Origin of the sequence: Serratia sp. JUb9 (genome assembly GCF_014298095.1) — a bacterium.
GTDB classification, from domain to species: Bacteria; Pseudomonadota; Gammaproteobacteria; order Enterobacterales; family Enterobacteriaceae; genus Serratia_B; species Serratia_B rhizosphaerae.
In genome coordinates this window covers 4,692,902-4,711,199 of sequence record NZ_CP060416.1, presented here as the reverse complement: position 1 = coordinate 4,711,199, position 18,298 = coordinate 4,692,902, and the positions used below count along the sequence as shown (strand labels likewise).

The window sequence follows — 18,298 nt, the reverse complement described above, 5'->3', positions numbered from 1 at the left end:
GCGGCTCTGTTTAACAAAATTGCAGCATCAACCGTGAAGAGGGCTTATAATGCCCGCCTCACTGGCCGTTATAATGAACAGTATGAAATACCGTGACTTACGCGATTTCCTCTCATTGCTGGAAAAGAGAGGGGAACTAAAACGCATCAGCCAGCCCATCGATCCCTATCTGGAAATGACGGAAATTGCCGATCGCACTCTGCGTGCGGGCGGCCCGGCGCTGCTGTTTGAAAACCCGAAAGGCTATGACATGCCGGTGTTGTGCAACCTGTTCGGCACGGCGAACCGCGTGGCGATGGGCATGGGCCAGGAAGACGTCAGCGCGCTGCGCGACGTGGGCAAACTGCTGGCGTTTCTGAAAGAACCTGAGCCGCCAAAAGGCTTCCGCGATCTGTTCGACAAGATGCCGAAGTTCAAGCAGGTGCTGAACATGCCGACCAAAGTCTTGGGTTCAGCACCGTGCCAGGAGCAGGTTTGGCAGGGTGATGATGTCGATCTTGGCCGCATCCCGGTGATGCATTGCTGGCCGGAAGACGCTGCGCCGCTGATTACCTGGGGGCTGACCGTGACCCGCGGACCAGAGAAAGAGCGGCAGAATCTGGGGATTTATCGTCAGCAGGTATTGGGCAAGAACAAGGTGATTATGCGTTGGCTGTCGCACCGCGGCGGCGCGCTGGACTTTCAGGAGTGGTGTCAGGCGCACCCCGGTGAGCGCTTCCCGGTTTCCGTCGCGCTGGGGGCCGACCCGGCCACCATTCTCGGCGCGGTGACGCCGGTGCCGGATACGCTTTCTGAATACGCCTTCGCCGGGCTGCTACGTGGCAATAAGACCGAAGTCGTCAAATGTATTTCCAACGATCTGGAAGTGCCCGCCAGCGCGGAAATCGTGCTTGAAGGCTATATTGAGCCGGGCGAAATGGCGCCGGAAGGGCCATATGGCGACCACACCGGTTACTACAATGAAATCGACCATTTCCCGGTATTCACCGTTACGCATGTGACGCAGCGTCGCGATGCCATTTACCATTCCACCTATACTGGCCGTCCGCCTGATGAGCCGGCGGTATTGGGCGTGGCGTTGAACGAAGTGTTCGTGCCGATTCTGCAAAAACAGTTCCCGGAAATCGTCGACTTCTACCTGCCGCCGGAAGGCTGCTCCTACCGCCTGGCAGTGGTAACCATGAAGAAGCAGTATCCGGGTCATGCCAAACGTGTGATGATGGGCGTTTGGTCGTTCCTGCGTCAGTTTATGTATACCAAGTTCGTGATTGTTTGCGATGACGACGTCAACGCGCGTGACTGGAATGATGTGATTTGGGCAATTACCACACGAATGGATCCGGCAAGGGATACCGTTATGGTGGAAAATACGCCGATTGACTATCTGGACTTCGCCTCGCCGGTTTCCGGGCTGGGTTCGAAGATGGGGCTGGACGCCACTAATAAATGGCCGGGGGAAACCCAGCGCGAGTGGGGCCGTCCGATCGTAATGGATGAAAAGGTGCGTGCGCGCATCGATGAGATCTGGGACGAGCTCGCAATCTTCAGTGACAGGGAACCGACGCTGTAACGTCAGCGCCCTGTTCTCAGTTTTGCATTGATGACCCGACAGAGGGAACGCATGACAATATTGAGCTGTAAAGTGACCTCTGTAGAGGCCATTACCGATACCGTTTATCGGGTACGTTTGGTGCCGGAAGCGCCGTTTTTATTCAAGGCCGGGCAGTATTTGATGGTGGTGATGGACGAACGCGACAAGCGTCCGTTCTCATTGGCGTCTACCCCGTCGCAGCAGGAATATATTGAGCTGCATATCGGCGCTTCAGAGCTGAACCTGTACGCCATGGCGGTGATGGATCGTATTTTGAAAGAGCAGGCGATTACCGTTGACGTACCGCATGGCGACGCCTGGCTGCGTGAAGACGGCAGCCGTCCGCTGGTGCTGATCGCCGGAGGAACCGGCTTCTCGTACGCACGATCCATTTTGCTGACTGCGCTGGAGCAGCAGCCGGAGCGCGATATCGCGATTTACTGGGGCGGCCGTGAGCTACAGCATCTGTACGACCTGAGCGAGCTGGAAGCGCTGTCGTTGCAGCATCCGAACCTGAAGGTGATCCCGGTAGTAGAACAGCCGGAACCTGAATGGCGCGGCCGCAGCGGCACGGTATTGAGCGCGGTGCTGCAGGATTACGGTTCGCTGGCCGAGCACGATATTTATATCGCCGGCCGCTTCGAGATGGCGAAAATTGCCCGCGAGCGCTTCTGCGCGGAACGTGGTGCACAGGCGTCGCGCATGTTTGGCGATGCCTTCTCGTTTATTTAAGCGGGATGCGGTACAGGTTGTAATATGGGGTGGCGCAAGCCGCCCTATTTTTTGCTGGTTAAGCAGGGTGATAAAAAACCCGCCCCTGACAGGCGGGAAGCACGGCAACTAAACTGAGATGCCGACCCGGCGGGCCGGCAAAGGGTGTGTTATACGCGTTCGAACACGGTGGCGATGCCTTGTCCCAGGCCGATGCACATGGTGGCCAGGCCAAACTGCGCGTCGCGACGTTCCATCAGGTTCAGCAGGGTGGTGGAGATACGCGAACCGGAACAGCCCAAAGGGTGACCCAACGCAATGGCGCCGCCGTTCAGGTTCACTTTGTCGTCCAGGCTGTCCAGCAACCCCAGATCCTTGATGCAGGGCAGCGACTGTGCGGCGAAGGCTTCGTTCAGTTCAAACAGATCGATATCCTGCGTGGTCAGCCCGGCTCGCTTCAGCGCCAGCCGGCTGGCCGGCACCGGGCCGTAGCCCATGATGGACGGATCGCAGCCCACCACCGCCATAGAGCGGATGCGCGCACGGGCTTTCAGCCCCAGGGCTTTGGCGTGCGATTCGCTCATCAGCAGCATGGCGGAAGCGCCGTCTGACAGGGCGGAGGAGCTGCCGGCGGTGACCGTGCCGTTCACCGGGTCGAAGGCCGGGCGCAGCGCCGCCAGCGTTTCCACCGTGGTTTCCGGGCGGATCACTTCATCAAAATCATAGCGGGTCAGTACGCCATCGGCATCGTGACCGGTGGTGGCGACGATCTCCTGGTTAAAATGCCCGGCCTGGGTGGCGGCATAGGCGCGCTGGTGTGAACGCGCGGCGAACTCATCCTGCATCTGACGGCTGATGTTATGCATCTTGGCCAGCATTTCGGCGGTCAGCCCCATCATGCCGGCGGCCTTGGCGACCGAACGGCTGAGGCCGGGGTGAAAATCAATGCCGTGGTTCATCGGCACGTGGCCCATATGCTCGACGCCGCCGATCAGGCTGACCTGCGCATCGCCGACCATAATGGCGCGAGCGGCGTCGTGCAGCGCCTGCATGGAGGAACCGCACAGGCGGTTAACGGTAACGGCGGGCACCGTATGGGGAATTTCCGCCAGTAGTGCGGCGTTGCGCGCCACATTAAAACCTTGCTCCAGCGTTTGCTGTACGCAGCCCCAGTAAATATCGTCAATTGCGCCGGGTTCCAGCGCCGGATTGCGACTGAGCAGCGTACGCATCAGGTGGGCGGACAGATCTTCGGCGCGTACCTGACGGAAGGCGCCGCCTTTTGAGCGGCCCATCGGCGTACGGACGGCGTCAACAATAACTACGTTTTCCATCTTTTATGACCTCATGCCGGTTGGCCCGTGGAGACATCCGCGATTGGCGCCGTCACCGGGTAGTAGGTTTCATTACGTTCGGCTTTGGCGCGCAGGCCGGCCGGAACCTGATACAGCTCGCCCAGATGTGCGTAACGTTGCGCCATTTCAACGTAATGTGCCGTGCCCATGGTATCCAGATAGCGGAAGACGCCGCCGTGGAACGGCGGGAAGCCGATGCCGTAAACCAGTGCCATATCGGCTTCCGCCGGGCTGGCGATGATGCCTTCTTCCAGACAGCGCACCACTTCGTTAATCATTGGAATCATCATGCGCGCGATAGTTTCCTCGGCGCTGATGTTCTGACGCGGCTGGCTGACCGTCGCTAACAGCGCATCGGTCTGTTCGTCGTTCTCTTTACGCGGTCTGCCTTTGTTATCCTGGCTATAGCGGTAGAAACCCACCTGATTTTTCTGGCCGAAGCGCTGGTTGTCGAACATCACGTCGACCGCATCGCGGTAGTCCTTGCTCATGCGTTCTGGGAAGCCGGCGGCCATCACGGCCTGGGCGTGATGTGCAGTATCAATGCCGACCACGTCAAGCAGGTAGGCCGGACCCATTGGCCAGCCGAATTGTTTTTCCATCACTTTATCGACCTGACGGAAATCAGCGCCGTCCCGCAACAGCAGGCTGAAGCCAGCAAAGTAAGGGAACAGCACGCGGTTGACGAAGAAGCCCGGGCAGTCGTTGACCACGATCGGCGTTTTCCCCATGCGTGACGCGTAGGCCACCACGGCGGCGATGGTTTCGTCGCTGGTGCGTTCACCGCGGATGATTTCTACCAGCGGCATGCGATGCACCGGGTTAAAGAAGTGCATACCGCAGAAGTTCTGCGGCCGTTGCAGCGATTTTGCCAGTTCATTAATCGGAATAGTCGAGGTATTGGAGGCCAGAACCGTATCTTCGCCGATGAGCCCTTCAACTTCGGCCAACACTGCGGCTTTGACCTTCGGATTCTCCACCACCGCTTCCACAATCACCTGAGCGCGTTCAATGCCGGCGTAGTCCAGCGTGGGCTGAATGGTTGCCAGCACGCCGGCCATCTTCATGCCGTCGAGCTTGCCGCGCTCCAACTGTTTGTTCAGCAGCTTGGCGGCTTCGCCCATGCCGAGCGTCAGCGATTTTTCACTGATATCTTTCATCAGTACCGGCACGCCTTTTAATGCGGACTGGTAGGCGATGCCACCGCCCATAATACCGGCGCCCAGCACTGCGGCCTGCTTCGGCGCGGCGCGATCTTTCGCCAGTTTTTTCGCCTGACCTTTCACAAACTGATCGTTGAGGAAAATACCGACCAACGCCCGGGCTTCATTGGAACGCGCCAACGGCACAAAGCTGGCGGTCTCCAGCTTCAGTGCTTCATCGCGTCCCAATCCGGCGGCGGCTTCTATCGTCTTCACCGCGGTCATTGGCGCCGGATAGTGTTTGCCGGCCGTTTGCAGAACCATGCCCTTGGCGGTAGTGAAGCTCATGGCTGCTTCAATCGGGCTGAGCTTCAGCGGCTCCAGCTTCGGCTGACGACTGGCGCGCCAGTCTAACCGCCCGTCAATGGCTTGTTGCAGCATCTGACGCGCGGCATCCGCCAATTTTTCCGGCGCGACGATCGCATCGACCAGGCCGACTTTCAGCGCTTCTTTGGCGCCGATGTCTTTACCTGCGGCGATGATCTCTAGTGCGCTGTCGTTGCCGAGCAGACGCGGCAGACGTACCGAGCCGCCGAAGCCCGGCATAATGCCGAGTTTGGTTTCCGGCAGGCCGATGCGCGCATCCGGCGTCGCGACGCGGAAGTCCGTCGCCAACACGCACTCGCAGCCGCCGCCCAGCGCATAGCCGTTGATGGCGGCAATGGTCGGCACCGGTAAATCTTCCAGGCGGTTGAAAATGGAATTGGCGAAAGTCAGCCAATGTTGCAGTTTTTCCGCCGGGGCGGCGAACAGCGACAGGAATTCGGTGATATCGGCACCGACGATAAATGCGTTTTTGTTGGAACGCAGCAGCAGCCCTTTCAGCTCGGTCTGTTTTTCCAGTACGTCGAGCGCTTCACCCAGCGCTGCAACGGTGCGGGTATCCAGCTTGTTGACGGAGCCTGGGGCATCAAACACCAGCTCGGCGATACCGTTCTCGAGCCAGTGTAGTTGTAATGTTTCGCCTTGGTAGAGCATGTCTATCTCCTGAATCAGCGCCTCTGATCTGGTATGACCAGATGAAAGTGAGTGTGGTTTTAATGTTAAAAATATGCAAATTAGAAATTGATTTTTTGCTGCGCCGATCACAGCGAATAACTTTATCTCATTGATATTAAATGTGATTATATTTTGTGTGGTTTGGCCGTTCGGTGCGGGTTGACATCAAATCAGCGTGGACAGTGTGGCAATGGTTGCCTTGATAGGGTCTGTGTCGTTAACAGTTTGCGAGGTGTTTCGCATGCCTGATGGGGCGGGGTTGGAGTGCGTAATCAGTGTGTTAAGATGGCGCATTCCGTTCTAAGGGCATAAAGGTACTGTGATGGAAACGCTGGCTTCTTTGTATAACGAACATCTGAATGAACTGCAAAACCGCGCACGCGATGTGTTGGCGCGCAATAAACTGGACGCGCTGCTGATTCATTCCGGCGAGTTGTTGCGGGTCTTTCAGGATGACCACCACTATCCGTTCAAGGTCAACGCGCATTTTAAAGCGTGGGTGCCGGTGACGTCGGTGCCGAACTGCTGGTTATGGATTGATGGCGTTAACAAACCGAAGCTGTGGTTCTATTCGCCGGTGGATTATTGGCACAGCGTCGAGCCTCTGCCGAACAGCTTCTGGACGCAATCCGTCGATCTGATGCCGCTGGCCAATGCCGGCGATATTGGTCAGCTTCTGCCGGCACAGCGCGAGCGCGTCGGCTATCTCGGCTATGCCCAGCAGCGGGCGCGGGAGTTGGGCATTGCGGAAGATAATATCAATCCGCAGGCGGTGCTGAACTACCTTGATTTCCATCGTTCGATCAAAACCGGTTACGAACAGGCCTGCATGCGCGCCGCGCAGAAAACGGCGGTGACGGGCCATAAGGCGGCGCGTGAAGCTTTTCTGTCCGGCATGAGCGAGTTTGATATCAACCAGGCTTATCTGACTGCGACCGGCCACCGCGACACTGACGTGCCTTACGGCAATATCGTGGCGCTGAATGAACACGCCGCCGTGCTGCACTACACCACGCTCGATCATCAGCCGCCGTCCGACATGCGCAGCTTCCTGATCGATGCCGGTGCGGAATATAACGGTTATGCAGCGGACTTGACGCGCACCTATGCGGCGGACGGCGATAGCGATTTCGCCGCCCTGATTAAAGACCTCAATGCTGAACAGCTGGCGCTGATCGGCACGCTGAAGCCCGGCGTGCGTTATACCGATTACCACGTGCAGATGCATCAGCGTTTGGCCAGCCTGCTGAAGAAACACCGCCTGGTGAATGACATCAGCGAAGAGGCGATGGTTGAACAAGGGCTGACCTGCCCGTTCCTGCCGCATGGTCTGGGCCACCCGTTGGGGTTGCAGGTGCATGACGCCGCCGGCTTTATGCAGGATGAAAACGGCACCCATCTGGCGGCGCCGGCCAAATATCCGTTCCTGCGCTGTACGCGGGTGCTGCAGCCGGGCATGGTATTGACCATTGAGCCGGGGCTGTATTTTATTGAGTCTCTGTTGGCGCCGTGGCGCAGAGGCGAGTTCGCCAAACACTTTGCCTGGGAGCGCATTGATATGCTGAAGGCTTACGGCGGCATCCGCATTGAAGACAACGTCGTGATTCATGAAAAGCGGGTGGAAAACATGACGCGCGATCTTAATTTGGCGTGATGGAAGCATACCCGGTTCCTGCAGAGGCTATCAGCGTCAGTGAGGAGATAAAGAAAAGCCGCTTTATTACGCTGTTGGCACCGACCTGCGGTGTGGAAGCGGCTAAAGCTTTTATTCAGCGGGTCAGAGAAGAGCATCCAACGGCCCGGCACCACTGCTGGGCTTTTGTCGCCGGCGCGCCGGAGGATTCGCAGCAGTTGGGGTTTTCCGACGACGGCGAGCCTTCCGGCACAGCAGGGAAACCGATCCTGGCCCAGCTGATGGGCAGCGGCGTGGGGGAGATAACCGCAGTGGTGGTACGCTACTACGGCGGGATTAAATTAGGCACCGGTGGCCTGGTCAAGGCCTACGGCAGCGGGGTACAGCAGGCGTTAAAGCTGCTGCCGTTGGTCAGCAAAGTGCCGCAGTTGGAATATACTTTGCAATGCGACTATGCGCAGCTGGCGTTGGTTGAGAACCTGCTACAGCAAATGGAAGGGCGGATTCTGCACGGCGAATACGGTGCGGATGTTGTGTTGCATCTGGCCTTGCCGGCAACGGAAACCGAGACCTTTGGGAATAAATTACGTGATCTGAGTCGCGGTAATTTGCAATTAACCCCCATTTCGCAATAATTCCCTCCAATTAAATTGCTAAGGATCGTGTGAAATGCATTTTCGCGCCATAACCCGTATCGTAGGTGTATTGGTCATCTTATTCTCCGGGACAATGTTCCTCCCTGGGCTGGTGGCGTTGATTTACCGCGATGGCGCGGGACGGGCATTTACGCAGACCTTCTTTGTCGCTGTCACTATCGGCCTACTGCTGTGGTGGCCGAACCGTAAACAAAAGCATGAGCTGAAGCCGCGCGAAGGATTTCTGATCGTGGTGCTTTTCTGGACGGTGCTGGGCAGCGTGGGGGCTTTACCCTTCCTGTTTTCTGAGCGGCCCAATCTCTCGCTTACCGATGCATTTTTCGAATCCTTTTCCGGTTTGACCACCACTGGCGCAACGACGCTGGTCGGGTTGGACTCGCTGCCAAAAGCCATTTTGTTCTACCGGCAGATGCTGCAGTGGATGGGCGGGATGGGGATCATCGTGCTGGCGGTCGCTATTTTACCTATTCTCGGCGTCGGCGGGATGCAGCTGTACCGTGCAGAAATGCCGGGGCCGTTGAAAGACAATAAAATGCGTCCGAGGATTGCGGAAACGGCGAAAACACTGTGGCTTATCTATGTGCTGTTGACCTTAGCCTGCGCATTGGCACTGTGGGGTGCCGGGATGTCGGCGTTCGACGCTATTGGTCATAGCTTTTCAACCATCGCCATTGGCGGTTTCTCCACCCACGACGCCAGCATCGGCTATTACGCCAGTCCGACAATTAACACCATCATCGCCGTGTTCCTGCTGATTTCCGGCTGTAACTATGGTTTGCACTTTGCGTTATTGAGCGGCCGCAGCCTTAAAGTGTACTGGCGCGACCCTGAATTCCGCATGTTTATCTTTGTGCAATTGACGCTGGTGGTGGTGTGTTCGGTGATCCTGTGGGGGCATGGCGTCTATCAGTCAGGTATGGAAACGATCAACCAGGCGTTTTTCCAGGTGGTGTCCATGGCGACGACGGCAGGTTTCACGACTGACAGCATCGCCAAATGGCCGCTGTTCTTGCCTATGTTGCTGCTGTGTTCCGCCTTTATCGGCGGCTGCGCCGGTTCTACCGGCGGTGGCTTGAAGGTAATCCGCATTTTACTGCTGTATCTGCAGGGGTCGCGTGAACTGAAAAGGCTGGTGCATCCCAATGCGGTGTATACCATTAAGCTGGGTAACCGTGCGTTACCCGAACGTATATTAGAAGCAGTATGGGGGTTCTTCTCCGCTTACGCGCTGGTGTTTATCGTCAGCATGCTGGCGATTATCGCTACCGGTGTAGATGATTTCTCCGCCTTTGCTGCCGTGACCGCCACGCTGAACAACCTGGGCCCGGGTCTGGGGGTTGTCGCCGATAACTTTACGACTATGCCGCCGCCGGCGAAGTGGATACTGGTGTTGACGATGCTGTTCGGGCGCCTTGAAGTTTTCACACTGCTGGTTCTGTTTACGCCGACCTTCTGGCGTGAATGATCCTAGATAAGGAGTAACGCCATGAAGGCACTGATTCTCTATTCAAGTCGCGATGGGCAGACTCACGCAATCGCTTCTTATATTGCGAACAAACTGCAAGAGGCGATGTGCTGTGATGTGGTCGATCTGCTTCAGGCGGAAAACGTCGATCTCAGGCAGTATCAACGCATCATGATCGGCGCCTCGATTCGCTACGGGCATTTCCATCCTGGGTTGGATAAGTTTGTAAAACGTCATGCTGAACGCCTGAACCAAATGCCGAGCGCCTTTTTCTCAGTCAACCTGACGGCGCGCAAGCCAGACAAGCGTTCACCCCAAACTAATCCTTATACCCGTAAGTTCCTGCTGTCTTCGCCATGGCAACCGACACAGTGTGCGGTCTTTGCCGGCGCGCTGCGTTATCCGCGTTATCGCTGGTTCGACCGTATTATGATTCAGTTCATTATGCGTATGACCGGGGGAGAAACGGATAGCAGTAAAGAAGTGGAGTACACGGATTGGCGTGAGGTCGAGCGCTTTGCCCAGGAATTTCGCCAGCTTTAGTATGAAAAGTGACAAAAACGCTGGCTTGAGCAGCGTTTTGTTGAAAAAGAAGGCAGTTGAAAAATTTTTTGAAATTAGGGGTTGCGGCGTTCTGAGAACTCCCTATAATGCGCCTCCACTGACCGGGAACAACGACTGACAAGCCGCCGGGTCAGCGAGAAGAAAGCGAAATAAACGCTTGACTCTCCGGGCGAAAAGCGTAGTATACGCAGCCCGCGCCGATGAGAATTATCTCCGGCGATGCTCTTTAACAATTTATCAGACAATCTGTGTGGGCACTCACAAGACGATATCCAGCATCCTCGGATGCAAAAAAAATATCAAGTCTTGAAGAGTGACTAACTGAAGTAAAATTCATGCAGTAAATCTTTGAGCAACAGCTATTAACTTAGCGAATCAAGCTTTTAATTGAAGAGTTTGATCATGGCTCAGATTGAACGCTGGCGGCAGGCCTAACACATGCAAGTCGAGCGGCAGCGGAAAGTAGCTTGCTACTTTGCCGGCGAGCGGCGGACGGGTGAGTAATGTCTGGGAAACTGCCCGATGGAGGGGATAACCACTGGAAACGGTGGCTAATACCGCATAACGTCTTCGGACCAAAGTGGGGGACCTTCGGGCCTCACACCATCGGATGTGCCCAGATGGGATTAGCTAGTAGGTGGGGTAATGGCTCACCTAGGCGACGATCCCTAGCTGGTCTGAGAGGATGACCAGCCACACTGGAACTGAGACACGGTCCAGACTCCTACGGGAGGCAGCAGTGGGGAATATTGCACAATGGGCGCAAGCCTGATGCAGCCATGCCGCGTGTGTGAAGAAGGCCTTCGGGTTGTAAAGCACTTTCAGCGAGGAGGAAGGGTAGTGTCTTAATACGGCATTACATTGACGTTACTCGCAGAAGAAGCACCGGCTAACTCCGTGCCAGCAGCCGCGGTAATACGGAGGGTGCAAGCGTTAATCGGAATTACTGGGCGTAAAGCGCACGCAGGCGGTTTGTTAAGTCAGATGTGAAATCCCCGAGCTTAACTTGGGAACTGCATTTGAAACTGGCAGACTAGAGTCTCGTAGAGGGGGGTAGAATTCCAGGTGTAGCGGTGAAATGCGTAGAGATCTGGAGGAATACCGGTGGCGAAGGCGGCCCCCTGGACGAAGACTGACGCTCAGGTGCGAAAGCGTGGGGAGCAAACAGGATTAGATACCCTGGTAGTCCACGCCGTAAACGATGTCGATTTGGAGGTTGTGCCCTTGAGGCGTGGCTTCCGGAGCTAACGCGTTAAATCGACCGCCTGGGGAGTACGGCCGCAAGGTTAAAACTCAAATGAATTGACGGGGGCCCGCACAAGCGGTGGAGCATGTGGTTTAATTCGATGCAACGCGAAGAACCTTACCTACTCTTGACATCCAGAGAACTTTCCAGAGATGGATTGGTGCCTTCGGGAACTCTGAGACAGGTGCTGCATGGCTGTCGTCAGCTCGTGTTGTGAAATGTTGGGTTAAGTCCCGCAACGAGCGCAACCCTTATCCTTTGTTGCCAGCGGTTCGGCCGGGAACTCAAAGGAGACTGCCAGTGATAAACTGGAGGAAGGTGGGGATGACGTCAAGTCATCATGGCCCTTACGAGTAGGGCTACACACGTGCTACAATGGCGTATACAAAGAGAAGCGAACCTGCGAAGGCAAGCGGACCTCATAAAGTACGTCGTAGTCCGGATTGGAGTCTGCAACTCGACTCCATGAAGTCGGAATCGCTAGTAATCGTAGATCAGAATGCTACGGTGAATACGTTCCCGGGCCTTGTACACACCGCCCGTCACACCATGGGAGTGGGTTGCAAAAGAAGTAGGTAGCTTAACCTTCGGGAGGGCGCTTACCACTTTGTGATTCATGACTGGGGTGAAGTCGTAACAAGGTAACCGTAGGGGAACCTGCGGTTGGATCACCTCCTTACCTAAAGATATCCTGACTGTGCAGTGTCCACACAGATTGTCTGATGAAAAAGTAACGAGCAGAAATACCTTTATAGGCTTGTAGCTCAGGTGGTTAGAGCGCACCCCTGATAAGGGTGAGGTCGGTGGTTCAAGTCCACTCAGGCCTACCAAATTCTTCCTTATGCTGCGTTATGCTCTCGGTCGTTTACCAAAGTAAACTTCCCGGTCGCATGCCTTGCCTAAGAAAGAATTAACTCTTTACGAGTTGGTAATAACAAAGGTATTGCACGCGATTATATGGGGCTATAGCTCAGCTGGGAGAGCGCCTGCCTTGCACGCAGGAGGTCAGCGGTTCGATCCCGCTTAGCTCCACCATATAAGTCCGAAAATCAATACTTCAGAGTATATTGGCAACAGTATGCTGCGAAGTATTTTGCTCTTTAACAATCTGGAACAAGCTGAAAATTGAAACATGGCAGCTGAAACTTGTCCCCCGTAGACGTTCGGGATGAGGAGTAACCTGTCATAGAGTCTCTCAAATGTAGCAACGCGACGATGTCGAAAGACACCTTCGGGTTGTGAGGTTAAGTGACTAAGCGTACACGGTGGATGCCTAGGCAGTCAGAGGCGATGAAGGGCGTGCTAATCTGCGAAAAGCGTCGGTAAGGTGATATGAACCGTTATAACCGACGATACCCGAATGGGGAAACCCAGTGTGTTTCGACACACTATCATGTCATGAATACATAGTGGCATGAGGCGAACCGGGGGAACTGAAACATCTAAGTACCCCGAGGAAAAGAAATCAACCGAGATTCCCCCAGTAGCGGCGAGCGAACGGGGAAGAGCCCAGAACCTGAATCGGCTTGTGTGTCAGTGGAAGCGTCTGGAAAGTCGCACAGTAAAGGGTGATAGTCCCGTACACGAAGATGCACAGGTCGTGAGTTCGATGAGTAGGGCGGGACACGTGTTATCCTGTCTGAATATGGGGGGACCATCCTCCAAGGCTAAATACTCCTGACTGACCGATAGTGAACCAGTACCGTGAGGGAAAGGCGAAAAGAACCCCGGCGAGGGGAGTGAAATAGAACCTGAAACCGTGTACGTACAAGCAGTGGGAGCACCTTCGTGGTGTGACTGCGTACCTTTTGTATAATGGGTCAGCGACTTATATTTTGTAGCAAGGTTAACCGAATAGGGGAGCCGTAGGGAAACCGAGTCTTAACTGGGCGTCTAGTTGCAAGGTATAGACCCGAAACCCGGTGATCTAGCCATGGGCAGGTTGAAGGTTGGGTAACACTAACTGGAGGACCGAACCGACTAATGTTGAAAAATTAGCGGATGACTTGTGGCTGGGGGTGAAAGGCCAATCAAACCGGGAGATAGCTGGTTCTCCCCGAAAGCTATTTAGGTAGCGCCTCGTGAACTCATCTTCGGGGGTAGAGCACTGTTTCGGCTAGGGGGCCATCCCGGCTTACCAAACCGATGCAAACTCCGAATACCGAAGAATGTTATCACGGGAGACACACGGCGGGTGCTAACGTCCGTCGTGAAGAGGGAAACAACCCAGACCGCCAGCTAAGGTCCCAAAGTCATGGTTAAGTGGGAAACGATGTGGGAAGGCACAGACAGCCAGGATGTTGGCTTAGAAGCAGCCATCATTTAAAGAAAGCGTAATAGCTCACTGGTCGAGTCGGCCTGCGCGGAAGATGTAACGGGGCTAAACCATGCACCGAAGCTGCGGCAGCGACGCTTATGCGTTGTTGGGTAGGGGAGCGTTCTGTAAGCCGTTGAAGGTGTGCTGCGAGGCATGCTGGAGGTATCAGAAGTGCGAATGCTGACATAAGTAACGATAATGCGGGTGAAAAACCCGCACGCCGGAAGACCAAGGGTTCCTGTCCAACGTTAATCGGGGCAGGGTGAGTCGACCCCTAAGGCGAGGCTGAAAAGCGTAGTCGATGGGAAACAGGTTAATATTCCTGTACTTGGTGTTACTGCGAAGGGGGGACGGAGAAGGCTAGGCTAGCCGAGCGACGGTTGTCTCGGTTTAAGCGTGTAGGGGGAGTGACCTGGTAAATCCGGTTACTTGTTAACCCTGAGGCGTGATGACGATGCACTACGGTGCAGAAGTAGTTGATGCCAAGCTTCCAGGAAAAGCCTCTAAGCTCCAGGTAACACGAAATCGTACCCCAAACCGACACAGGTGGTCAGGTAGAGAATACCCAGGCGCTTGAGAGAACTCGGGTGAAGGAACTAGGCAAAATGGTGCCGTAACTTCGGGAGAAGGCACGCTGGCGCGTAGGTGAAGTCCCTTGCGGATGGAGCTGAAGCCAGTCGCAGATACCAGCTGGCTGCAACTGTTTAATAAAAACACAGCACTGTGCAAACACGAAAGTGGACGTATACGGTGTGACGCCTGCCCGGTGCCGGAAGGTTAATTGATGGGGTTATGGGTAACCAGAAGCTCTTGATCGAAGCCCCGGTAAACGGCGGCCGTAACTATAACGGTCCTAAGGTAGCGAAATTCCTTGTCGGGTAAGTTCCGACCTGCACGAATGGCGTAATGATGGCCAGGCTGTCTCCACCCGAGACTCAGTGAAATTGAACTCGCTGTGAAGATGCAGTGTACCCGCGGCAAGACGGAAAGACCCCGTGAACCTTTACTATAGCTTGACACTGAACATTGAGCCTTGATGTGTAGGATAGGTGGGAGGCTTTGAAGTGTGGACGCCAGTCTGCATGGAGCCAACCTTGAAATACCACCCTTTAATGTTTGATGTTCTAACTCGGCCCCCTAATCGGGGGTGAGGACAGTGTCTGGTGGGTAGTTTGACTGGGGCGGTCTCCTCCCAAAGAGTAACGGAGGAGCACGAAGGTTAGCTAATCACGGTCGGACATCGTGAGGTTAGTGCAAAGGCATAAGCTAGCTTGACTGCGAGAGTGACGGCTCGAGCAGGTGCGAAAGCAGGTCTTAGTGATCCGGTGGTTCTGAATGGAAGGGCCATCGCTCAACGGATAAAAGGTACTCCGGGGATAACAGGCTGATACCGCCCAAGAGTTCATATCGACGGCGGTGTTTGGCACCTCGATGTCGGCTCATCACATCCTGGGGCTGAAGTAGGTCCCAAGGGTATGGCTGTTCGCCATTTAAAGTGGTACGCGAGCTGGGTTTAGAACGTCGTGAGACAGTTCGGTCCCTATCTGCCGTGGGCGTTGGAAGATTGAGAGGGGTTGCTCCTAGTACGAGAGGACCGGAGTGAACGCACCACTGGTGTTCGGGTTGTCATGCCAATGGCATTGCCCGGTAGCTAAGTGCGGAAAAGATAAGCGCTGAAAGCATCTAAGCGCGAAACTTGCCTCAAGATGAGTCTTCCCTGGGCCTTTAAGGCCCCTGAAGGAACGTTTAAGACTAAGACGTTGATAGGCTGGGTGTGTAAGTGCAGCGATGCATTGAGCTAACCAGTACTAATGAACCGTGAGGCTTAACCTTACAACACCGAAGGTGTTTTAGAGACGGATGACAAAATCGTCGGGAACGATTTTGAACAACGCGGAGCGTTGGCCCCGAAGGGGTGAGTATCAGGATGATACGAATAATTTTCAGCGAAGTTCCGAGATTGGATTGACTGGCGACGTGGAAGCGTTGCGGGTTGATTGAAACAGAATTTGCCTGGCGGCAATAGCGCGGTGGTCCCACCTGACCCCATGCCGAACTCAGAAGTGAAACGCCGTAGCGCCGATGGTAGTGTGGGGTCTCCCCATGCGAGAGTAGGACACTGCCAGGCATCAAACAAAGTAAGAAGCCTCATGCGAAAGCATGAGGCTTTTTGCGTTATTCATCGCTAAATAATCTGTAATATCCATGCCTGGTGACCCAGTAATAATACGTATAGTTGGGTTATTGTTTATTCAGTCGATGTTTATCCATTGGGAAAGCATATAAAGCTGAAATAAATTACTACGCTAATAAACAATGTATTTATACGTTTCCTCTACGACTGTGTTATTAGTCTGATCGCGTGCAGAATAATTTTCTATTGCCATGAGTCTGGAATTATTGCGATATTTCATCCAGATAGATTGAGAGTCACCTTGCTTTGTTTCATGATTTTGCCTGCTACTACGCATTATCAAAAAACAAATAATAGCCACAAAAATTTATTCGAGTAGACTAAGTGCAATTATTCCGGAATGGGTATTCAATATCATGTCTACTGAAAGCGCGTCTTTAAAAAATCACAATACCTTTGCGCTCCCGGTCAATGCAGCGCAATTGGTCATTGCAGAGAACATCGAGTTAATGATTAAGGTCTGGCAGAAGACGAAAAAACGTCAAGAGCCGCTGCTGGTTCTTGGAGAGGGCAGTAATGTCCTGTTTTTAGAAGACTTTGCTGGCACGGTCATGATTAACCGCCTGCACGGTATTAAGGTCAGGGAAGAGCAGGATAGCTGGCATCTTCATGTCAGCGCCGGTGAGAGCTGGCATGAGCTGGTAAAAAGAACGCTCGACGGCGGTATGCCCGGTTTGGAAAATCTGGCTCTGATCCCTGGCTGCGTCGGTTCGGCTCCTATCCAGAATATCGGCGCGTATGGCGTTGAATGGAAAGATGTCTGTGAATACGTCGACCTGCTCAATCTGACGACCGGAGAGATCGATCGGATGGTGCCTGAACGCTGCAACTTTGGCTACCGGGAAAGTATTTTCAAACATCAGTTTAAAGTCGGCTATCTCATCGTTGCCGTCGGTATACGGCTGAATAAACAGTGGCAGCCGCTATTGAGCTATGGCGATCTGACTAAGCTGGATAAAGAGACGGTAACGCCGCATCAGGTATTTGACGCAGTTTGCGCGATGCGTCGCAGTAAACTCCCGGATCCGAGAGAAACCGGCAACGCCGGCAGCTTTTTCAAGAATCCGGTGGTGGAGAAGGAGCAGGCCACAGAACTGTTAGCTGCTTACCCTGCTATGCCGCATTTCCCGCAGGCGGATGGTCGGGTGAAACTGGCCGCAGGGTGGCTGATCGATCAATGCGCGTTAAAAGGCTATCGTATCGGCGGGGCTGCGGTGCATAGTAAGCAGGCGCTGGTGTTGATTAACCAGGATAATGCCGTTAGCCAGGATATCGTTGCGCTGGCGCGCCACGTGCGCAACACGGTTGCAGAGAAGTTTAGCGTCTGGCTTGAACCTGAGGTGCGCTTTATTGCATCGGCAGGTGAAGTAGACGCTGTAGAGGCTATTTCATGAGAGATACGACGGTTCCATTAAAGCTCATCGCCATGCTGGCCGATGGAGATTTCCATTCGGGTGAACAGCTGGGTGAATATTTGGGCATGAGCCGTGCCGCGGTTAACAAGCATATTCAAACCGTCAGAGAGTGGGGCGTAGACGTGTTTACCGTCCCGGGGAAAGGCTACAGCCTGCCGGCGCCGATTCAACTGCTGGAAGCGCAGCGTATTACAGCATTGCTGGATGAGAAGCAGGTGACGGTGTTGCCGGTAGTGGATTCAACCAACCAGTATTTGCTCGATCGTATCGCCAGTTTGCAATCCGGCGATGCCTGTGTGGCAGAATATCAGCAGGCGGGGCGAGGTCGTCGCGGGCGCCAGTGGGTGTCTCCGTTCGGTGCCAACCTCTATTTGTCGATGTTTTGGCGTTTGGAGCAGGGACCGGCGGCGGCGATTGGCCTTAGTCTGGTGATCGGCATCGTGATGACCGAGGTGCTGCAGCGTTTGGGGGCAGAAAAAGTCCGGGTGAAGTGGCCGAATGATCTTTACCTGAATGACCGAAAACTGGCGGGTATTCTCGTTGAATTGACCGGTAAAACCGGCGATGCTGCACAGATTGTGATCGGCGCCGGTATCAACCTGGCAATGCGGGATACGCAGAGCGACAGTATTAATCAGGGTTGGATTAACCTACAGGAGGCAGGGATTGCTATCGATCGCAATGAGCTTGCCGCTACGTTACTCAATGAGATGCGTCAGTCATTGCGGCAGTTTGAAAGTGAAGGACTGTCGCCTTTCATTGCACGTTGGCGTGAGCTGGATAACTTTATCGATCGTCCGGTCAAACTCTTGATTGGTGAGCAGCAGATCCTGGGGATTGCGCGCGGCATCGATCAGCAGGGTGCATTGCTGCTTGAACAGGATGGCGTGATCAAACCCTTTATCGGCGGTGAGATCTCATTACGCAGTGCCGAGTGATCGTGTAGCCAG

10 protein-coding genes, 2 tRNA genes and 3 rRNA genes are annotated in these 18,298 nt (G+C 54.6%); 13 read left to right on the top strand and 2 right to left on the bottom strand.

Annotated elements, in window-relative coordinates:
* The first annotated feature begins 49 nt into the window (after positions 1-49).
* Together ubiD and fre are read left to right on the top strand one after the other, a co-directional pair.
* Positions 50-1,570, top strand: coding sequence for a 4-hydroxy-3-polyprenylbenzoate decarboxylase (ubiD, locus tag HF675_RS22250; protein ID WP_105229414.1), 1,521 nt, complete (start codon positions 50-52; stop codon positions 1,568-1,570).
* A gap of 51 nt (positions 1,571-1,621) precedes the next feature.
* Complete coding sequence (gene fre, locus HF675_RS22245; protein WP_105229415.1) at positions 1,622-2,323, top strand: NAD(P)H-flavin reductase; 702 nt, start codon at positions 1,622-1,624, stop codon at positions 2,321-2,323.
* A gap of 149 nt (positions 2,324-2,472) precedes the next feature.
* On the opposite strand, the gene fadA is transcribed toward fre, so the two are convergent.
* A complete protein-coding gene (gene fadA, locus HF675_RS22240; protein WP_105229416.1) occupies positions 2,473-3,636 on the bottom strand; it encodes an acetyl-CoA C-acyltransferase FadA in 1,164 nt (387 codons plus the stop codon).
* An 11-nt stretch (positions 3,637-3,647) separates the two neighbouring features.
* Positions 3,648-5,837 (bottom strand): fatty acid oxidation complex subunit alpha FadB, encoded by a 2,190-nt coding sequence (gene fadB, locus HF675_RS22235; RefSeq protein ID WP_187043797.1) that lies wholly within the window; start codon positions 5,835-5,837, stop codon positions 3,648-3,650.
* A 343-nt stretch (positions 5,838-6,180) separates the two neighbouring features.
* Here fadB and pepQ point away from each other — a divergent pair, with 343 nt between their 5' ends.
* The 11 genes from pepQ (at position 6,181) to birA (ending at position 18,286) form a co-directional block, all read left to right on the top strand.
* Positions 6,181-7,512: a Xaa-Pro dipeptidase gene (pepQ, locus tag HF675_RS22230; protein WP_187043796.1), complete on the top strand. Its 1,332-nt coding sequence runs from the start codon at positions 6,181-6,183 to the stop codon at positions 7,510-7,512.
* Positions 7,512-8,126: an IMPACT family protein gene (locus HF675_RS22225; RefSeq protein WP_187043795.1), complete on the top strand. Its 615-nt coding sequence runs from the start codon at positions 7,512-7,514 to the stop codon at positions 8,124-8,126. Before pepQ ends, HF675_RS22225 begins: the two co-directional genes overlap by 1 nt.
* A gap of 34 nt (positions 8,127-8,160) precedes the next feature.
* Positions 8,161-9,612, top strand: coding sequence for a Trk system potassium transporter TrkH (gene trkH, locus HF675_RS22220; RefSeq protein ID WP_105229420.1), 1,452 nt, complete (start codon positions 8,161-8,163; stop codon positions 9,610-9,612).
* 21 nt (positions 9,613-9,633) lie between these two features.
* On the top strand, positions 9,634-10,155 hold the full coding sequence (gene hemG, locus HF675_RS22215; RefSeq protein ID WP_105229421.1) for a menaquinone-dependent protoporphyrinogen IX dehydrogenase: 522 nt from the start codon (positions 9,634-9,636) through the stop codon (positions 10,153-10,155).
* A 405-nt stretch (positions 10,156-10,560) separates the two neighbouring features.
* Positions 10,561-12,101: ribosomal RNA gene (locus HF675_RS22210) — 16S ribosomal RNA — on the top strand.
* Positions 12,102-12,175: 74 nt separating this feature from the next.
* Positions 12,176-12,252: transfer RNA gene (locus HF675_RS22205), tRNA-Ile, on the top strand.
* A 129-nt stretch (positions 12,253-12,381) separates the two neighbouring features.
* A tRNA-Ala gene (locus tag HF675_RS22200) sits at positions 12,382-12,457 on the top strand.
* 207 nt (positions 12,458-12,664) lie between these two features.
* A 23S ribosomal RNA gene (locus tag HF675_RS22195) occupies positions 12,665-15,572 on the top strand.
* Positions 15,573-15,751: 179 nt separating this feature from the next.
* A 5S ribosomal RNA gene (gene rrf, locus HF675_RS22190) occupies positions 15,752-15,867 on the top strand.
* Together the 16S, 23S and 5S rRNA genes with 2 tRNA genes alongside form the textbook arrangement of a ribosomal RNA operon.
* A gap of 422 nt (positions 15,868-16,289) precedes the next feature.
* The gene (murB, locus tag HF675_RS22185) at positions 16,290-17,327 is read left to right on the top strand and encodes a UDP-N-acetylmuramate dehydrogenase (RefSeq protein ID WP_105229422.1); all 1,038 of its coding nucleotides are present in this window, start codon (positions 16,290-16,292) and stop codon (positions 17,325-17,327) included.
* Positions 17,324-18,286, top strand: coding sequence for a bifunctional biotin--[acetyl-CoA-carboxylase] ligase/biotin operon repressor BirA (birA, locus tag HF675_RS22180; RefSeq protein ID WP_105229423.1), 963 nt, complete (start codon positions 17,324-17,326; stop codon positions 18,284-18,286). Before murB ends, birA begins: the two co-directional genes overlap by 4 nt.
* The last annotated feature ends 12 nt before the right edge of the window (positions 18,287-18,298 follow it).